This is a genomic window from Pseudomonas sp. GW821-FHT11D10, assembly GCF_058808435.1.
Map to the genome: position 1 here is coordinate 972,678 of NZ_JBXARR010000001.1, position 14,397 is coordinate 987,074.

The 14,397-nt window shown below is 61.9% G+C and carries 13 protein-coding genes; 7 read left to right on the forward strand and 6 right to left on the reverse strand.

Annotated features, from left to right (window positions below; translation table 11 throughout):
- Positions 1-140: 140 nt before the first annotated feature.
- The gene (gene sfnG / locus AC1RT4_RS04595) at positions 141-1,235 is read left to right on the forward strand and encodes a dimethylsulfone monooxygenase SfnG (protein ID WP_493083844.1); all 1,095 of its coding nucleotides are present in this window, start codon (positions 141-143) and stop codon (positions 1,233-1,235) included.
- Between the two features lie 42 nt (positions 1,236-1,277).
- Here the strand turns inward: sfnG and AC1RT4_RS04600 are convergent, their stop codons facing one another.
- Positions 1,278-1,757 carry a nuclear transport factor 2 family protein gene (locus AC1RT4_RS04600; RefSeq protein ID WP_493083846.1) on the reverse strand — a complete coding sequence of 160 codons (480 nt, stop codon included), beginning with the start codon at positions 1,755-1,757 and terminating at the stop codon, positions 1,278-1,280.
- A 53-nt stretch (positions 1,758-1,810) separates the two neighbouring features.
- Positions 1,811-2,377 (reverse strand): TetR/AcrR family transcriptional regulator, encoded by a 567-nt coding sequence (locus AC1RT4_RS04605; RefSeq protein WP_007951264.1) that lies wholly within the window; start codon positions 2,375-2,377, stop codon positions 1,811-1,813.
- 269 nt (positions 2,378-2,646) lie between these two features.
- Here AC1RT4_RS04605 and pssA point away from each other — a divergent pair, with 269 nt between their 5' ends.
- Positions 2,647-3,990, forward strand: coding sequence for a CDP-diacylglycerol--serine O-phosphatidyltransferase (gene pssA / locus AC1RT4_RS04610; protein ID WP_041475284.1), 1,344 nt, complete (start codon positions 2,647-2,649; stop codon positions 3,988-3,990).
- Between the two features lie 63 nt (positions 3,991-4,053).
- Here the strand turns inward: pssA and efeO (AC1RT4_RS04615) are convergent, their stop codons facing one another.
- From efeO (AC1RT4_RS04615) to efeU, 4 genes are read right to left on the reverse strand one after another with little or no spacing between them, the layout of a single operon-like run.
- Positions 4,054-4,878 carry an iron uptake system protein EfeO gene (efeO, locus tag AC1RT4_RS04615; RefSeq protein ID WP_493083848.1) on the reverse strand — a complete coding sequence of 275 codons (825 nt, stop codon included), beginning with the start codon at positions 4,876-4,878 and terminating at the stop codon, positions 4,054-4,056.
- Positions 4,879-4,903: 25 nt separating this feature from the next.
- Entirely contained in the window at positions 4,904-6,202 is a 1,299-nt protein-coding gene (efeB, locus tag AC1RT4_RS04620; RefSeq protein WP_493083850.1) for an iron uptake transporter deferrochelatase/peroxidase subunit, read from the reverse strand.
- Between the two features lie 17 nt (positions 6,203-6,219).
- Positions 6,220-7,419 (reverse strand): iron uptake system protein EfeO, encoded by a 1,200-nt coding sequence (gene efeO / locus AC1RT4_RS04625; protein ID WP_493083852.1) that lies wholly within the window; start codon positions 7,417-7,419, stop codon positions 6,220-6,222.
- An 8-nt stretch (positions 7,420-7,427) separates the two neighbouring features.
- The gene (gene efeU, locus AC1RT4_RS04630) at positions 7,428-8,267 is read right to left on the reverse strand and encodes an iron uptake transporter permease EfeU (protein WP_493083854.1); all 840 of its coding nucleotides are present in this window, start codon (positions 8,265-8,267) and stop codon (positions 7,428-7,430) included.
- A 179-nt stretch (positions 8,268-8,446) separates the two neighbouring features.
- On the opposite strand from efeU, the gene AC1RT4_RS04635 reads away from it, so the two are divergent.
- The 5 genes from AC1RT4_RS04635 (at position 8,447) to AC1RT4_RS04655 (ending at position 14,395) form a co-directional block, all read left to right on the forward strand.
- On the forward strand, positions 8,447-9,463 hold the full coding sequence (locus tag AC1RT4_RS04635) for an AraC family transcriptional regulator (RefSeq protein ID WP_493083857.1): 1,017 nt from the start codon (positions 8,447-8,449) through the stop codon (positions 9,461-9,463).
- Positions 9,464-9,602: 139 nt separating this feature from the next.
- On the forward strand, positions 9,603-11,267 hold the full coding sequence (locus tag AC1RT4_RS04640; RefSeq protein WP_493083859.1) for an AMP-binding protein: 1,665 nt from the start codon (positions 9,603-9,605) through the stop codon (positions 11,265-11,267).
- Positions 11,268-11,282: 15 nt separating this feature from the next.
- Positions 11,283-12,044 (forward strand): SDR family NAD(P)-dependent oxidoreductase, encoded by a 762-nt coding sequence (locus AC1RT4_RS04645; RefSeq protein WP_085603435.1) that lies wholly within the window; start codon positions 11,283-11,285, stop codon positions 12,042-12,044.
- A 12-nt stretch (positions 12,045-12,056) separates the two neighbouring features.
- Positions 12,057-13,247 (forward strand): acetyl-CoA C-acyltransferase, encoded by a 1,191-nt coding sequence (locus AC1RT4_RS04650; protein ID WP_493083861.1) that lies wholly within the window; start codon positions 12,057-12,059, stop codon positions 13,245-13,247.
- Between the two features lie 20 nt (positions 13,248-13,267).
- Positions 13,268-14,395 (forward strand): acyl-CoA dehydrogenase, encoded by a 1,128-nt coding sequence (locus AC1RT4_RS04655; protein WP_011334278.1) that lies wholly within the window; start codon positions 13,268-13,270, stop codon positions 14,393-14,395.
- Positions 14,396-14,397: the final 2 nt, after the last annotated feature.

Here is a 14,397-nt window from a genome sequence, read left to right on the forward strand (position 1 = left end):
CAGCCAACACGCACACAACAAATCACCCTCTCACCATGCATGCCGATTGCCTGAAACTCCAATAAAACCGGGCTTCCCGCTGCTGGCACGCTTGCTGCTCTAGCTCACTCACCTTCATCAACTGTCCCGAGGACACGCCAATGAGTCAGCAAGCCGTGAAATTTGCCTACTGGGTGCCGAACGTCAGCGGTGGGCTGGTGGTCAGCAAGATCGAGCAACGCACCGATTGGGGCATCGACTACAACCGCAAACTGGCGCAACTGGCCGAGGCGGCGGGTTTCGAATACGCCCTGACGCAAATCCGCTTCACCGCCGGTTACGGCGCCGAGTTCCAGCATGAGTCGGTTGCCTTCAGCCATGCGCTGCTCGCGGCCACCAGCAAACTCAAAGTCATCGCCGCCATTCTGCCCGGTCCGTGGCAACCGGCACTGGCGGCCAAGCAGTTGGCGACCATAGATCAACTCACCAACGGCCGGATTGCGGTGAACATCGTCAGCGGCTGGTTCAAGGGCGAATTCCAGGCGATTGGCGAGCATTGGCTGGAGCACGACGAGCGCTATCGTCGTTCGGAAGAGTTCATCCGCTCATTGCGAGGGATATGGAGTCAGGACAATTTCACCTTCCGTGGCGATTTCTATCGCTTCGACAACTACAGCCTCAAGCCGAAACCACTGGGACGGCCGGAAATCTTTCAGGGTGGCAGCTCCCGTGCCGCGCGGGACATGGCGGCGCGGGTATCGGACTGGTATTTCACCAACGGCAACAGCGTCGAGGGCATCAAGGCGCAGGTCGATGATATTCGCGCCAAAGCGGCGGCGAACCATCATTCGGTGAAGGTCGGGGTGAATGCTTTTGTGATCGCCCGGGATACCGAAGAAGAAGCCAAAGCGGTGCTGGCGCAGATCATCGATCAGGCTGATCCGGAAGCGGTGAATGCGTTCGGTGATGCGGCGAAACAGGCGGGCAGGGCGTCGCCGGAAGGTGAGGGTAACTGGGCCAAATCGACCTTTGAAGATCTGGTGCAGTACAACGACGGCTTCAAGACCAATCTGATCGGTACGCCGCAGCAGATTGCCGAGCGGATCGTCGCGTTGAAAGCGGTGGGGGTTGATCTGGTATTGGCGGGGTTCCTACACTTTCAGGAAGAGGTGGAGTATTTCGGGCAGCGGGTGTTGCCGCTGGTGAGGGAACTGGAAGCCAAAGCGCATTCGGCACGGACTGCCGAAGTCGCCTGAAAATCCCTCCTGCACACTGTGCAGGAGGGATCGGCTACTTAATTACAGACCCAGCTCAGACAACCCCGGATGATCATCCGGGCGGCGGCCCAGCGGCCAGTGGAACTTGCGTTCGCTTTCCTTGATCGGCATGTCGTTGATGCAGGCGTAACGCTGGAACATCAGGCCGTGCTCGTCGAACTCCCAGTTTTCGTTGCCGTAGGAACGGAACCAGTTGCCCGAGTCGTCGTGCCACTCGTAGGCGTAGCGCACGGCGATGCGGGTGTCGGAGTAGGCCCAGAGTTCCTTGATCAGGCGGTAATCCAGTTCCTTGGCCCATTTGCGGGTCAGGAAACCCTTGGCTTCTTCGCGGTTGTGGGCGAATTCGGCGCGGTTACGCCATTTGGTGTCCAGGGTGTAGGCCAGCGACACGCGCTCCGGGTCGCGGGAGTTCCAGCCATCCTCGGCCAGACGAACTTTTTCAATGGCCGATTCACGGTTGAACGGTGGCAATGGCGGACGAACTTCGGCTGCAGTAGACATGTTTGTCTCCCGATCTATTAACAGTTAAACAACTTGTCAGGCTTATTAAGGCGTTACAGGTCCAATAACTTTCGCGCCATGCATTGCGCATTATCGGCGGCACTGTGATCACCCATCACAAGCGCTACGGTAATGGCGCCGTCAATCAGGATCAGCAGCTGCTTGGCCAACAGTTGCGGGTCCTCGGCTCCATGTTCGGTACACAGCTCGCACAGGTAGTCGAGCAGCTTCTGTTTGTGGTCTTTGGCGACCAGGCGGACCGGATCCTCGGGATCGCCGGTTTCGCCACTGGTATTGATGAAGGCGCAGCCCCGGAAGCCTTCCGAGGCGAACCAGCCCTTGAGCACGGTAAACAGGTTGAGCAGGCGGTCGGCCGGGGTTTCGGCCTGATCCACGGCGCTTCTGTACCAATGCATCCAGCGCACGTCGCGGCGTTGCAGGGCGGCGACGGTCAACTCCTCCTTGTTGGCGAAGTAGCGGTAGATACTCTTTCTGGAAACGCCGGCGGTTTTCACCAGAAGATCCATGCCGGTGGCCGCGATGCCACTTTTGTAGATCAACTTTTCGGTGACATCCAGAATGATGTCTCGGGTCGTGTCGTTGCTTGTGATTTCGTTCATGTGGCGAACAGTAGAACGATCGTTCTCCTTGGTCAAGCAGTTATTTCTATTGTTCTTGCTTTGATCGTTCCCACGCTCCGCGTGGGAATGCAGCCCGGGACGCTCCGCGTCCCTTCCAGAGCTGGAACGCGGAGCGTCCCTTGAGGCATTCCCACGCAGAGCGTGGGAACGATCAACGATCAGTCAAGTCATTACAGACACTCACAAGACCCGAAGGAGTTGATGGTGTAAGCTCTCGGGTTCTTCGGATTCGACCCATTGCGAGCCCTATGCCGTTGCTTTTCAAACGCTCTCTGCTGCCCAAACTGCGCAGCTTTCCGCTGACCGCCGAGGCCGTGACGATCCTGCCCGGCGCCGCCGATTTCCGCCGTTGCCTGCTGGAGAAAATCGCCCAGGCGACCCAGCGCATCTATCTCGTCGCGCTTTATCTGCAAAACGATGAAGCCGGCCAGGAAATCCTTGATGCATTGCACGCCGCCAAACTCAAGCGTCCCGAGCTTGAAATCGCGGTGGTCGTCGACTGGCTGCGGGCCCAGCGCGGCTTGATCGGTGCCGGCAAACAGCCGGGCAACTCGGCGTGGTATCAGGAAATGACCCGCACCCACCAGAGCGTGGTGCCGGTCTACGGCGTGCCGGTGCAGACCCGCGAGCTGTTCGGCGTGCTGCACCTCAAAGGCTTCGTGATCGACGATTGCGTGGTCTACAGCGGTGCGAGCCTGAACAACGTCTACCTGCACAAATTCGACAAGTACCGTTTCGACCGTTATCACGTGTTGCAGAGCCGCGAACTGGCAGACTCGATGCACCACCTGGTCAAACACGGCCTGATCGAATCGAAAGCAGTGCATCGCCTCGACCTGCCGAACCTGCCGACCACCCGCAGCCTGCGCAACGACATCGGCGACCTGCGCAGCCGCCTCAAATATGCGGCCTACGACACCAGTGCCGGCAGCACGGCGCATACCGGTCTGTCGGTGAGTCCGTTGCTCGGTGTGGGCAAGAACAATCCGCTGAACCGGGTGATTCTGGAGCTGATCGCCAGCGCGCAGAAGCAACTGACCATCTGCACGCCGTACTTCAACCTGCCGCTGGGGGTGATCCGCGAGATCAACCGGGCGCTGGCGCGCGGCGTGAAAATCGACATCGTGGTCGGCGACAAGACGGCCAACGACTTCTACATTCCGCCGACCGAGCCGTTCAAGGTGATCGCCGCGCTGCCGTATCTCTACGAGATCAGCCTGCGCCGTTTCGCCAAGCGCCATCAGCGCAACATCGACAGCGGCCAGTTGAACCTGCATTTGTGGCGTGAAGGCGACAACAGCTATCACCTCAAGGGCATGTGGATCGACCAGCGCTACACGCTGCTGACCGGCAACAACCTCAACCCACGGGCGTTCCGTCTCGATCTGGAAAACGCCTTGCTGATCGATGACCCGAAAGGCGAGTGGCTCGAGCCGCGCCGCGTGGAGCTGGAGAACATCTTCGTTCACACCACGCGGATCGCACGTTTCCAGGATCTGGAAGCCTTGCCAGACTATCCGGCGGGCGTGGCGAAATTCCTCAAGCGTGTGAGCCGGGTGCGGGTCGAGCGGTTGCTCTATCGCATCCTCTAAAACCGGCCCACAAAAAATCCCCCGAACGCAGCACGCGTCCGGGGGATTTTTTTATGCGCGCACTCAGTTCAGACCGAGTTTGCCACGCAATGTCGACAGGTCTTCAGCCAGAGTATTGACCGGGCCAACCAGCGCCTTGCGGTCGTTGTCCTTCACCTTGTCGTAAGTCTCGAAGCCACCGTCCTTGGTCTTGTACTTGGCCAGGATCTTGTCCACGGTGGCGAAGTTCTTGTCGACTTTGGCGACGAAGGCCTTGTCCTGCTTCTCGATCTGCGGACGGAACAGGTCGACGATTTTCTTCGCGCCGTCGATGTTGCCCTGGAAGTCGTACAGGTCGGTGTGGCTGTAGCGGTCTTCTTCACCGGAGATCTTGGTCGCGGCGACTTCTTCGAGCAGCGCAGCGGCGCCGCCGACGACTTTTTCCGGCGGGAAGGTCAGGCCGGCGACGCGGGTTTGCAGGTCCTTCACGTCCTTGTTCAGGCCATCGGCCAGGGTGTCCAGATCCTTGGTGCTCTTTTCCGAGAACAGCGAGTATTCGATGCGGTGGAAACCGGTGAAGTCTTCGGCTTTCACGCCTTGCTCGTGGTCGTCGACCCGGGAGTCGATGGAGGCGTCGAGGTCACTGAACAGCTCGGCAATCGGCTCGATCGACTCGTAAAAAACGCGGGTCGGCGCGTAGAGCTTCTGCGCGGTGGCCAGGTCGCCTTTTTTCACCGCGTCGGTGAACTGCTGGGTGTGGCTGGCCAGTTCATCCAGTTGCTCGGTGACGTAGATCTTGTAGTCCGACACCGGCCCCACCAGATCCAGAGGCGCGGTCGCGGCGAACGCCGACAGCGGGGTGTTGAGCAAACCAAGGGTCAGCAATAACGCGAGTGGCGTCTTTTTCATGGGGCGGCTCCTGATATGACTGTTGTTATGCAGTTGTTTTGGGTTGTGTGGCAGCCAGCAGCGAGCGACCGATGAAGTCCTTGTCGCCCGTGACACCCGGCAGGGTGAAGAAGTAACCGCCGCCGACCGGCTTGAGGTATTCCTCCAGCGGTTCGCCATTGAGGCGGGTCTGCACGGTGATGAAGCCTTTTTCCAGGTCGGCCTGGTAACAGATGAACAGCAGGCCCATGTCGAGCTGGCCGTTCTTGTTCACGCCGTTGGAGTAGTTGAACGGCCGGCGCAGGATCAGGTTGGCCTGGCTCGCGGCGGTGCGCGGATTGGCCAGGCGGATGTGCGCGTCGAGCTTGGTCAGCTTGCCTTCCGGGTCCTTGCTGTAATCCGGGACCTCGGTCTCATGGCTGGCGCCCATCGGCGCGCCGGTGGTTTTGACCCGGCCGATGATGCTTTCCTGTTCCTGCAACGGCGTGCGGTCCCAGCGTTCGACGAAATTGCGGATGATCCGCACCGCCTGATAACTGCCGTGGGCCGCCCAGGCCGGTTCGTCACTGCCCGGTTGCACCCAGACAATGCGATCCATGGCTTTGCCGTCGTTGGAATCCGGGTTGGCCGAACCGTCGCGGAAACCCAGAAAATTACGCGCCGATTGTGCCGGCACACCGGGCTTGGCCGGGGCTTGCGGCGGCACGCTGCCTTCCTGTTTCCAGCGCACCAGCAGCAGGTCCGGCAGGTTCTTCACGATGTCGCGCAGGGCGTGGATGTTGGTGTCGGCGGTGTTGGAGCAGAACTGCAGGCTCAGGTCACCGTGGCAGCAATCGGCTTCCAGCGCATCGTTGGGGAAACCGACCATGCGCACCAGGCGCTTGGGTTTGGCGGACGCGAGGCCAAAGCGCTCATCGAACAATGATTCGCCGACGGATACGGTGATGGTCAGGTTGTCCGGCGTCACTACCGGGCCGAGGATGCCGGAATCCGGCGGCGGCAGCTTCGGATCGATCTGCGCCACCGGGCCGCCCTTCATCAGGAACGCGATGCGCTCGTTGAGGGTGCGGAACAGACGCTCGAGGTCTTCGCGGTCGCTGGCCAGCACATCGAACGACACCAGCATGCCGGCCGCCGGGCGTGGGGTGACGATGCCGCTCTGATGCACGCCATGAAAGTCGTGGTGATCCTGGGTCTTGTCGCTGCTCGGCGCTTCGGTGACTTGCGCAGGGGCAGCGGCCATCGCCGGGCAGCTCAACGCCGTGCCGGCCAGTGCGACACCGGCGGCGCCCATGCCCATCAATACGCGGCGACGTTGCAGGTTGAAGTGTTCGGAATCGTTCATCGGTATTCGTCTTCTACTTACAGGCCGGAGAGGCCGAGGGCGGGATCAATGGCGTCGAGGGCGTCGGCCAGGGCCTTGGCCTTGTCGGCGATCTGCTTGCGTTGCTCACCGTTGACGGTGTCGTAGCTGGCGTAGCCGTCCTTGACCTTGAAGCCGTTCAGCGTGGTATCGAAATCAGCCAGTGCGCCGTCGATTTTCGGCAGCAGGTCGGCGGCGGATTTGCTCAGCAGCGGACGCAGCAGTTCGACGACTTTGTGCGCGGTTTCCTGATTGGCCGCGAAGCCGTTCAGATCGCTGTGGCTGTAGCGTTCCTCTTCGCCGCTGGCGGCGCGCACGTCAGCGAGGGTGTTGAGGTTGCGCACGACGATTTCCACCAGTTGCTCCGGCGGCAGCGACTGGGCCAGCAGCTGTTGTTTCAGCGTGGTGACGTTGTCGAGCAATCCTTGGGCAATGGGCGTCAGACCGTCGAGTTTGCGTTGCTGGAACAGCGCGTATTCGAGGCGGTGGAAACCGACGAAGGCCGAATCCTGCTCGCGTTTTTCGAAGTAATCGGCGCGGGCGTTGATGCTGTTGTCCAGTTCCGCCAGGCGTTGTGCGGCGGGGGCCAGACGCTGGTACGCGGCGCGGGCCGGCAAGTACAAAGCCTGGGCCTGGGCCAGATCGCCGCTGTCGATGGCTTGATTCAGCGCCGTCACGGCTTTGATCAGCGCGCTGCCCTGGCTGGCCAGATAGACGCGGAACTCCGACAGCGGCCCGACAAAGGCAACCATCGACGGCTTGGCCTTGGCGGCGGCATCCGAAGCGGCGGTTGGTGTCACGTGCAGGGTGCCGCGCGGGTTGCTCAGCAGGCCGCAGGTGATGGCGTAATCGCCGGGTTGCAGGTTGGCGTTGATCACCTGGCTCAGGCCCGGCGCGATGTTCTCGCGCTCTTCGATCACCAGCACGCCGTCGAGGATTTCCCATTCCACCGCCCGGTCGGAGCGGTTGACGATGCGGAAGCTGGCGCGGCCGGCCGGGACGGTGAGGGCGTTCGGTTCGCAACTGTGCGGATGGACGTTGACCACCACTTCGTCACGGTTGTGCTGACGTTTGGCGGCGGCCATTTTCGAGGCGTAGTAGAACAGGCCTCCGGCGGCGATCATCACGACCACCGAACCGGCCACCGCCCAGCGCAAGGCGCGGGGAGGCGAGGCCTGAGGAGTATTAGGCTTTGACATGAAGGCCCTTATTGGCTGGAAACGGAAGACGATTGAGCAGCGGGCCTGGGCGCCGGCATAAAGAACATCACCAGCGCCACCAGCAGATAAATCAGGTATGCGCCGAGGGTGCTGACGGTCGGTGCGTCCTGATAACCGAACATGCCGGCCAGCACCGAGCCCAGCGGGCCATCCATCGGCAGCGTCGCGCTGAAGTCAAAGAGCACGGTTTGCAGGTGATTCCATACCCCGGCTTCATGCAGCGCCTGCACCGAGTTGGCGAGAATCCCGGCGGCGACCACAAGGATGAACAGCCCGGTCCAGCGGAAGAACGCCGACAGGTTCAAACGCATGCTGCCGCTGTAGATCAGGAAGCCGACGATGATTGCCAGGATCAGGCCGAGCAGGGCGCCGATCGGCGCGGCCGGGCCTTCGCTCTGCTGGAACACGGCGAGCAGGAAGAACACGGTTTCCAGACCTTCCCGAGCCACGGCGAAAAACACCATGGCGATCAACGCGATGACCTGATGCTTCGAAGACGTCAGCGCATGATCGAGGGAGGCTTGCAGCGAATGCTTGATCGAACGCGCCACCTTGCGCATCCAGAACACCATCGAACTGAGAATGCCCACAGCGACGAGGCCGACCACGCCTTCGAACAGTTCCTGTTGCTTTTGCGGGAATTCGGCGCTGACCAGTTCCAGGCCACCGCCGACCAGCAACGCCAGCGCAGCGGCGAGAAACACCCCGATCCACACCGCCGGCATCCACTGGCCACGGCCGGTCTGTTGCAGGTAGCTGGCGATGATGCCAACGATCAGCGCGGCTTCGATGCCTTCGCGCAACATGATCAAAAAGGGAACGAGCATTCGACGATCACTGTGTAACGAAATGAGGTTACAAGTTGTAACATAATGAAAGTCATTCTCACATGGCATCCATTGACATTTACCTGAACCGGAGCTGAACGAGTCTGAACATCGGCGGCGTCAGGCCAGCTGCGCTAAGATGCCCGCCACTCGAACAACAACAGGATTGCGCGCGTTCCATGTCGGAAAAAGACACCATCGCCATTCAACTGGTGCGCGAAGCACTGCTGCAAAGTTGTGCCCCGGGCGTGGCCACGGAAGAAGTCTTGAGCAAGGTCGGGATCGATCCGGCGCTGCTGCCCACCGATGACGCGCGCGTCCCGGCCAGTCAGTACGCACGGTTGTGGCGGCTGTTGGCCCGGCGCGGCGATGACGAATTCTTTGGCATGGACCCACGCAAGCTGAAATCCGGCAGCCTGGAATTCCTCTGCCGCAGCGCCATGGCCCAGCCGAACCTGGCGGCCGGACTGGGCAGCGGTCTGAATTTCCTGTCGCTGATGCTCGAACGCATGCCGGCGCAACTGGTGCACCAGCAGAGTCTGGCGGAAATCGTCCTGCTGGAAGACGACCCGGAACCGCGCCGCGCCTTCACCTATTTCACTTACTGGATGATCGTCCACGGCGTGGCGTGCTGGCTGGCGGGGCGGCGGATCCCGATCCTGGCCATCGAGCTGCGCTGCCCGGCGCCGGATTTCTGCGATGACTATCGGGTGATGTTCTCGGAAAACCTGCGCTTTGACCGGCCGCGCACGCGGATGATCTTCGCCGCTGATGTGCTGGATCTGCCGATCAAGCGCAGCGCCGAAGAGTTGAAACGCTTCCTGGCCCATGCCCCGGCCAACATTCTGGTGAAGTACCGCGACCCGGAAAGCCTTGCGAGCCGGATCAAGCAGGATCTGCGGCAGTTGCCCGCCGAACACTGGCCGGAAACCGACACGCTGGCCCAGCAGTTGTGCATGTCGGCCTCGACCTTGCGTCGGCGTCTGGCTGAAGAAGGGCAGACCTATCAGGGTTTGAAGGACAGCGTGCGCAAGGAGCTGGCGATCACTTGGCTGGCGGAACCTTCGATCAGTTTTGCCGAGATCGCTACGCGGCTGGGCTTTGCCGATGCCAGCTCGTTCTACAAGGCGTTTCGCAAGTGGTCGGGGACTAATCCTGGGCATTACCGCAGCTTGATTCTCAACGAGGCGGTCTGATCCTCGATTCCACGCAAACCTTGGCCAAACCAGTCATCCACTTTGAGGGCTTTGACCATTGCCGCAGCCGGCGTGCGGCGCGAGTATTCCTCTGTTGTTTACGGTTCCCCAACCTAATAAGAACAGAGGGATTCTGGCAATGCGCGATTACTTGTCTGCCACCGCACAGTTTGATTATCAGCACACCGTGGACGCCGCGCTCAGCGGCACGCTCGAGGCGCTCAACGCCTGCGTCGAATGTTGTGACCGGCACGCGCTGCCGGGGCGCATCGCGCTGTTCTGGGAAGGCCGCGACGGCGCCAGTGCGACGTACACCTTCAGCGACCTGCAGGACAAAGCCGCGCGTTTCGCCAATTTCCTTCTCGCCCAGGGCGTGCAGAAGGGCGACAAGGTCGCCGGCCTGCTGCCACGCAATATCGAATTGCTGATCACCGTGTTCGCCACCTGGCGCATCGGCGCGGTGTATCAACCGCTGTTCACCGCGTTCGGCCCCAAAGCCCTCGAACATCGCCTGAACAGCTCCGGCGCCAAAGTCGTGGTGACCGATGCGGCCAACCGGCCAAAACTCAGCGAAGTCGCCGACTGCCCGACGCTGGTCACCGTCGGTGGCCCGAAAGGCCAGGGCATCGTCCGTGGCGATTTCAGTTTCTGGGCCGAACTGCCCAACCACTCCAATGTCTGCGAACCGGTGATGCTGACCGGCGAAGACCCGTTCCTGCTGATGTTCACCTCGGGCACCACCGGCCCGTCGAAAGCGTTGTCGGTGCCGCTCAAGGCAGTCGTGGCGTTCCAGAGCTATACCCGCGATGCCGTGGACCTGCGCCCGGAAGATGCGTTCTGGAACGTCGCCGATCCGGGCTGGGCCTACGGCATCTATTTCGGCGTCACCGGCCCGTTGTCGATGGGCCATCCGATCACGTTCTACGATGGCCCGTTTACCCTCGAAAGTACCTGCCGGGTGATCAACAAATACGGGATCACCAACCTCACCGGTTCGCCGACGGCCTATCGCCTGCTGATTGCCGGCGGCGATGAGTTCGCCAAGTCGATCAAGGGCAAGCTGCGCATCGTCAGCAGCGCTGGCGAGCCGTTGAACCCGGAAGTGATCCGCTGGTTCGCCGACAACCTCGGCGTGGTCATTCACGACCATTACGGCCAGACCGAACTGGGCATGGTCCTGTGCAACCACCACGGTCTCAAACACCCGATCCACCTCGGCGCCGCCGGTTTCGCTTCGCCGGGCCATCGCATCGTGGTGCTCGATGAGCAGAACAACGAACTCGGCGTCGGTCAGCCCGGCATCCTCGCCATCGACCGCACACAGTCGCCGATGTGCTGGTTCGCCGGTTACCAAGGCGCGCCGACCAAAGCCTTTATCGGTGATTACTACCTGAGCGGCGACACCGTGGAGTGGAACCCGGACGGCAGCATCAGCTTCGTCGGCCGCAGCGATGACGTGATCACCACTTCCGGCTACCGGGTCGGCCCGTTCGACGTGGAAAGCGCACTGATCGAACACCCGGCGGTGGTAGAAGCGGCGGTGGTCGGCAAGCCCGATCCGGAGCGCACCGAACTGGTGAAAGCTTTCGTCGTGCTCAACCCGCAATACCGAGCGGAACCTGCGCTGGCCGAAGAACTGCGCCAACACGTGCGCAAGCGTCTGGCCGCGCATTCGTACCCCCGTGAAATCGAATTTGTCAGCGAGTTGCCGAAAACCCCGAGCGGCAAATTGCAGCGCTTTATCTTGCGCAACCAGGAAATCGCCAAGGCTCAAGAGGCCGCGGCGCACAACGTTTCAGCTTGAATCAGGAAGTCAGTCATGCAGATCGAGAACAAGGTTTTTATCGTCACCGGCGGCGCATCCGGCCTGGGTGCCGCCACCGCTGAATTGCTGGTGAGCGCCGGCGCCAAAGTGATGCTGGTGGACATGAACGCCGACGCCGTCGCCGCTCAGGCCCAGCGCCTCGGCGCGCAGAGCGTGGTGGCCGACATCAGCAACGAAGCCGCCGCCGAAGCTGCTGTGCAGGCGACCGTGAAAGCCTTTGGCAGCCTGAATGGTCTGGTGAACTGCGCCGGCATCGTTCGCGGTGAGAAGATCCTCGGCAAGAACGGCCCGCACGCCTTGTCCAGTTTCGCTCAGGTAATCAACGTCAACCTGATCGGCAGCTTCAACATGCTGCGTCTGGCAGCGGCAGCGATTGCCGAAAGCGAAGCCAACGCCGACGGCGAGCGCGGCGTGATCATCAACACCGCATCGGTCGCTGCGTTCGACGGCCAGATCGGCCAGGCCGCGTACTCCGCATCCAAAGGCGCGATCGCCAGCCTGACCCTGCCTGCCGCCCGTGAACTGGCGCGCTTCGGCATCCGCGTGATGACCATCGCCCCGGGCATTTTCGAAACCCCGATGATGGCCGGCATGACCCCGGAAGTGCGCGACTCGCTGGCCGCCGGCGTACCGTTTCCGCCGCGCCTGGGCAAACCGGCTGAGTACGCCGCGCTGGTGCGGCATATCATTGAAAACAGCATGCTCAACGGCGAGGTGATCCGTCTCGACGGTGCCTTGCGCATGGCCGCCAAGTAAGGAGGATTTCCCATGACCATCTCCAACGATCCGATTGTCATCGTCAGCGCCGTCCGCACCCCGATGGGCGGTTTTCAGGGCGAGCTGAAAAGCCTGACCGCGCCACAACTCGGTGCGGCGGCGATCAAGGCGGCGGTCGAACGCGCCGGTGTCGCCGCTGATGCGGTCGATGAAGTGTTGTTCGGCTGCGTATTGCCGGCCGGTCTCGGCCAGGCGCCTGCGCGGCAGGCTGCACTGGGTGCCGGGCTGGACAAATCCACCCGCTGCACCACCGTCAACAAGATGTGCGGCTCGGGCATGGAAACCACCATTCTGGCCCACGACATGCTGCTGGCCGGCAGCGCCGATGTGGTGATCGCCGGCGGCATGGAAAGCATGTCCAACGCGCCGTATCTGCTGGACCGCGCCCGCGCCGGTTACCGCATGGGCCACGGCCGGGTGCTGGATTCGATGTTCCTCGACGGCCTCGAAGACGCCTACGACAAGGGTCGCCTGATGGGCACCTTCGCCGAGGATTGCGCTGAAACCAACAACTTCAGCCGTGAGGCTCAGGACGCTTTCGCCATCGCCTCGACCACCCGCGCCCAGCAGGCGATCAAGGACGGCAGCTTCAAGGCCGAGATCGTTCCGCTGACCGTGACCGTTGGCAAAGAACAAGTGGTGATCAGCAACGACGAGCAACCACCGAAGGCCAAACTGGACAAGATCGCCTCGCTGAAACCGGCGTTCCGCGAGGGCGGCACCGTGACCGCAGCCAACTCCAGTTCGATCTCCGACGGCGCCGCCGCACTGGTGCTGATGCGTCAGTCGCAAGCGCAAAAACAGGGTCTGAAACCGCTGGCGGTGATTCACGGCCACGCAGCCTTCGCTGACACCCCGGGCCTGTTCCCGGTGGCACCGATTGGCGCGATCAAGAAGCTGATGAAGAAAACCGGCTGGTCGCTGGATCAGGTCGATCTGTTCGAAGTCAACGAAGCCTTCGCCGTGGTCGGCATGGCGGCGATGACCCACCTGGAAATTCCCCACGAAAAGCTCAACATCCATGGCGGCGCCTGCGCCCTCGGTCATCCGATCGGTGCGTCCGGCGCGCGGATTCTGGTGACCTTGCTCTCGGCCCTGCGCCAGAAGGGCCTGAAACGAGGCGTCGCGGCGATCTGCATCGGCGGCGGCGAAGCCACGGCGATGGCCGTCGAGTGCGTCTGAACCCGAGTTAAGGATTTGCCATGATTCCCAATGACGACCAACAACAAATCCGCGACATGGCCCGGCAGTTTGCCGAGGAACGGCTGAAACCGTTCGCTGCCGAGTGGGATCGCGAGCACCGCTTCCCGAAAGAAGCCATCGGCGAAATGGCCGGGCTGGGCTTCTTCGGCATGCTGGTGCCGGAGCAGTGGGGCGGTTGCGACACCGGTTACCTGGCCTACGCCATGGCCCTGGAAGAAATCGCCGCCGGCGACGGCGCCTGTTCGACGATCATGAGCGTGCACAACTCGGTGGGTTGCGTGCCGATCCTCAAGTTCGGCAACGACGACCAGCGCGAGCGCTTCCTCAAGCCGCTGGCCAGCGGCGAGATGCTCGGTGCCTTCGCGTTGACCGAACCCCAGGCCGGTTCCGACGCCAGCAGCCTGAAAACCCGTGCTCGGCTGGAAGGCGATCACTACGTGCTCAACGGCTGCAAACAGTTCATCACCTCCGGGCAGAACGCCGGGATCGTGATCGTGTTTGCCGTCACCGATCCGAGCGCGGGCAAGCGCGGGATCAGCGCGTTCATCGTGCCGACCGACTCGCCGGGCTACAAAGTCGCGCGGGTCGAAGACAAGCTCGGCCAACACGCCTCGGACACCTGCCAGATTCTGTTCGAGGACGTGAAAGTGCCGGTGGCCAACCGTTTGGGCGAGGAGGGCGAGGGCTACAAGATCGCCCTGGCCAACCTCGAAGGCGGCCGCGTCGGCATCGCTTCGCAATCGGTGGGCATGGCCCGCGCCGCGTTCGAAGCGGCACGCGATTACGCCCGTGAACGTGACACCTTTGGCAAACCGATCATCGAGCATCAGGCCGTGGCGTTCCGTCTGGCGGACATGGCCACCCAGATCGCCGTGGCGCGGCAGATGGTGCATTACGCCGCCGCCCTGCGCGACAGCGGTCAGCCAGCGCTGGTCGAAGCGTCGATGGCCAAACTGTTCGCCTCGGAAATGGCCGAGAAGGTCTGCTCCATGGCATTGCAAACCCTTGGCGGTTACGGTTACCTCAACGACTTCCCGCTGGAGCGCATCTACCGCGACGTGCGGGTCTGCCAGATCTACGAAGGCACCAGCGACATTCAGCGCATGGTCATTTCGCGCAATCTTTGAGA

Excerpts from the sequence above, each read along its gene's own strand:
- sfnG (WP_493083844.1), top strand. The coding sequence starts at position 141 with ATGAGTCAGCAAGCCGTGAAATTTGCCTACTGGGTGCCGAACGTCAGC.
- AC1RT4_RS04600 (WP_493083846.1), bottom strand. The coding sequence starts at position 1,757 with ATGTCTACTGCAGCCGAAGTTCGTCCGCCATTGCCACCGTTCAACCGT.
- AC1RT4_RS04605 (WP_007951264.1), bottom strand. The coding sequence starts at position 2,377 with ATGAACGAAATCACAAGCAACGACACGACCCGAGACATCATTCTGGAT.
- pssA (WP_041475284.1), top strand. The coding sequence starts at position 2,647 with ATGCCGTTGCTTTTCAAACGCTCTCTGCTGCCCAAACTGCGCAGCTTT.
- efeO (WP_493083848.1), bottom strand. The coding sequence starts at position 4,878 with ATGAAAAAGACGCCACTCGCGTTATTGCTGACCCTTGGTTTGCTCAAC.
- efeB (WP_493083850.1), bottom strand. The coding sequence starts at position 6,202 with ATGAACGATTCCGAACACTTCAACCTGCAACGTCGCCGCGTATTGATG.
- efeO (WP_493083852.1), bottom strand. The coding sequence starts at position 7,419 with ATGTCAAAGCCTAATACTCCTCAGGCCTCGCCTCCCCGCGCCTTGCGC.
- efeU (WP_493083854.1), bottom strand. The coding sequence starts at position 8,267 with ATGCTCGTTCCCTTTTTGATCATGTTGCGCGAAGGCATCGAAGCCGCG.
- AC1RT4_RS04635 (WP_493083857.1), top strand. The coding sequence starts at position 8,447 with ATGTCGGAAAAAGACACCATCGCCATTCAACTGGTGCGCGAAGCACTG.
- AC1RT4_RS04640 (WP_493083859.1), top strand. The coding sequence starts at position 9,603 with ATGCGCGATTACTTGTCTGCCACCGCACAGTTTGATTATCAGCACACC.
- AC1RT4_RS04645 (WP_085603435.1), top strand. The coding sequence starts at position 11,283 with ATGCAGATCGAGAACAAGGTTTTTATCGTCACCGGCGGCGCATCCGGC.
- AC1RT4_RS04650 (WP_493083861.1), top strand. The coding sequence starts at position 12,057 with ATGACCATCTCCAACGATCCGATTGTCATCGTCAGCGCCGTCCGCACC.
- AC1RT4_RS04655 (WP_011334278.1), top strand. The coding sequence starts at position 13,268 with ATGATTCCCAATGACGACCAACAACAAATCCGCGACATGGCCCGGCAG.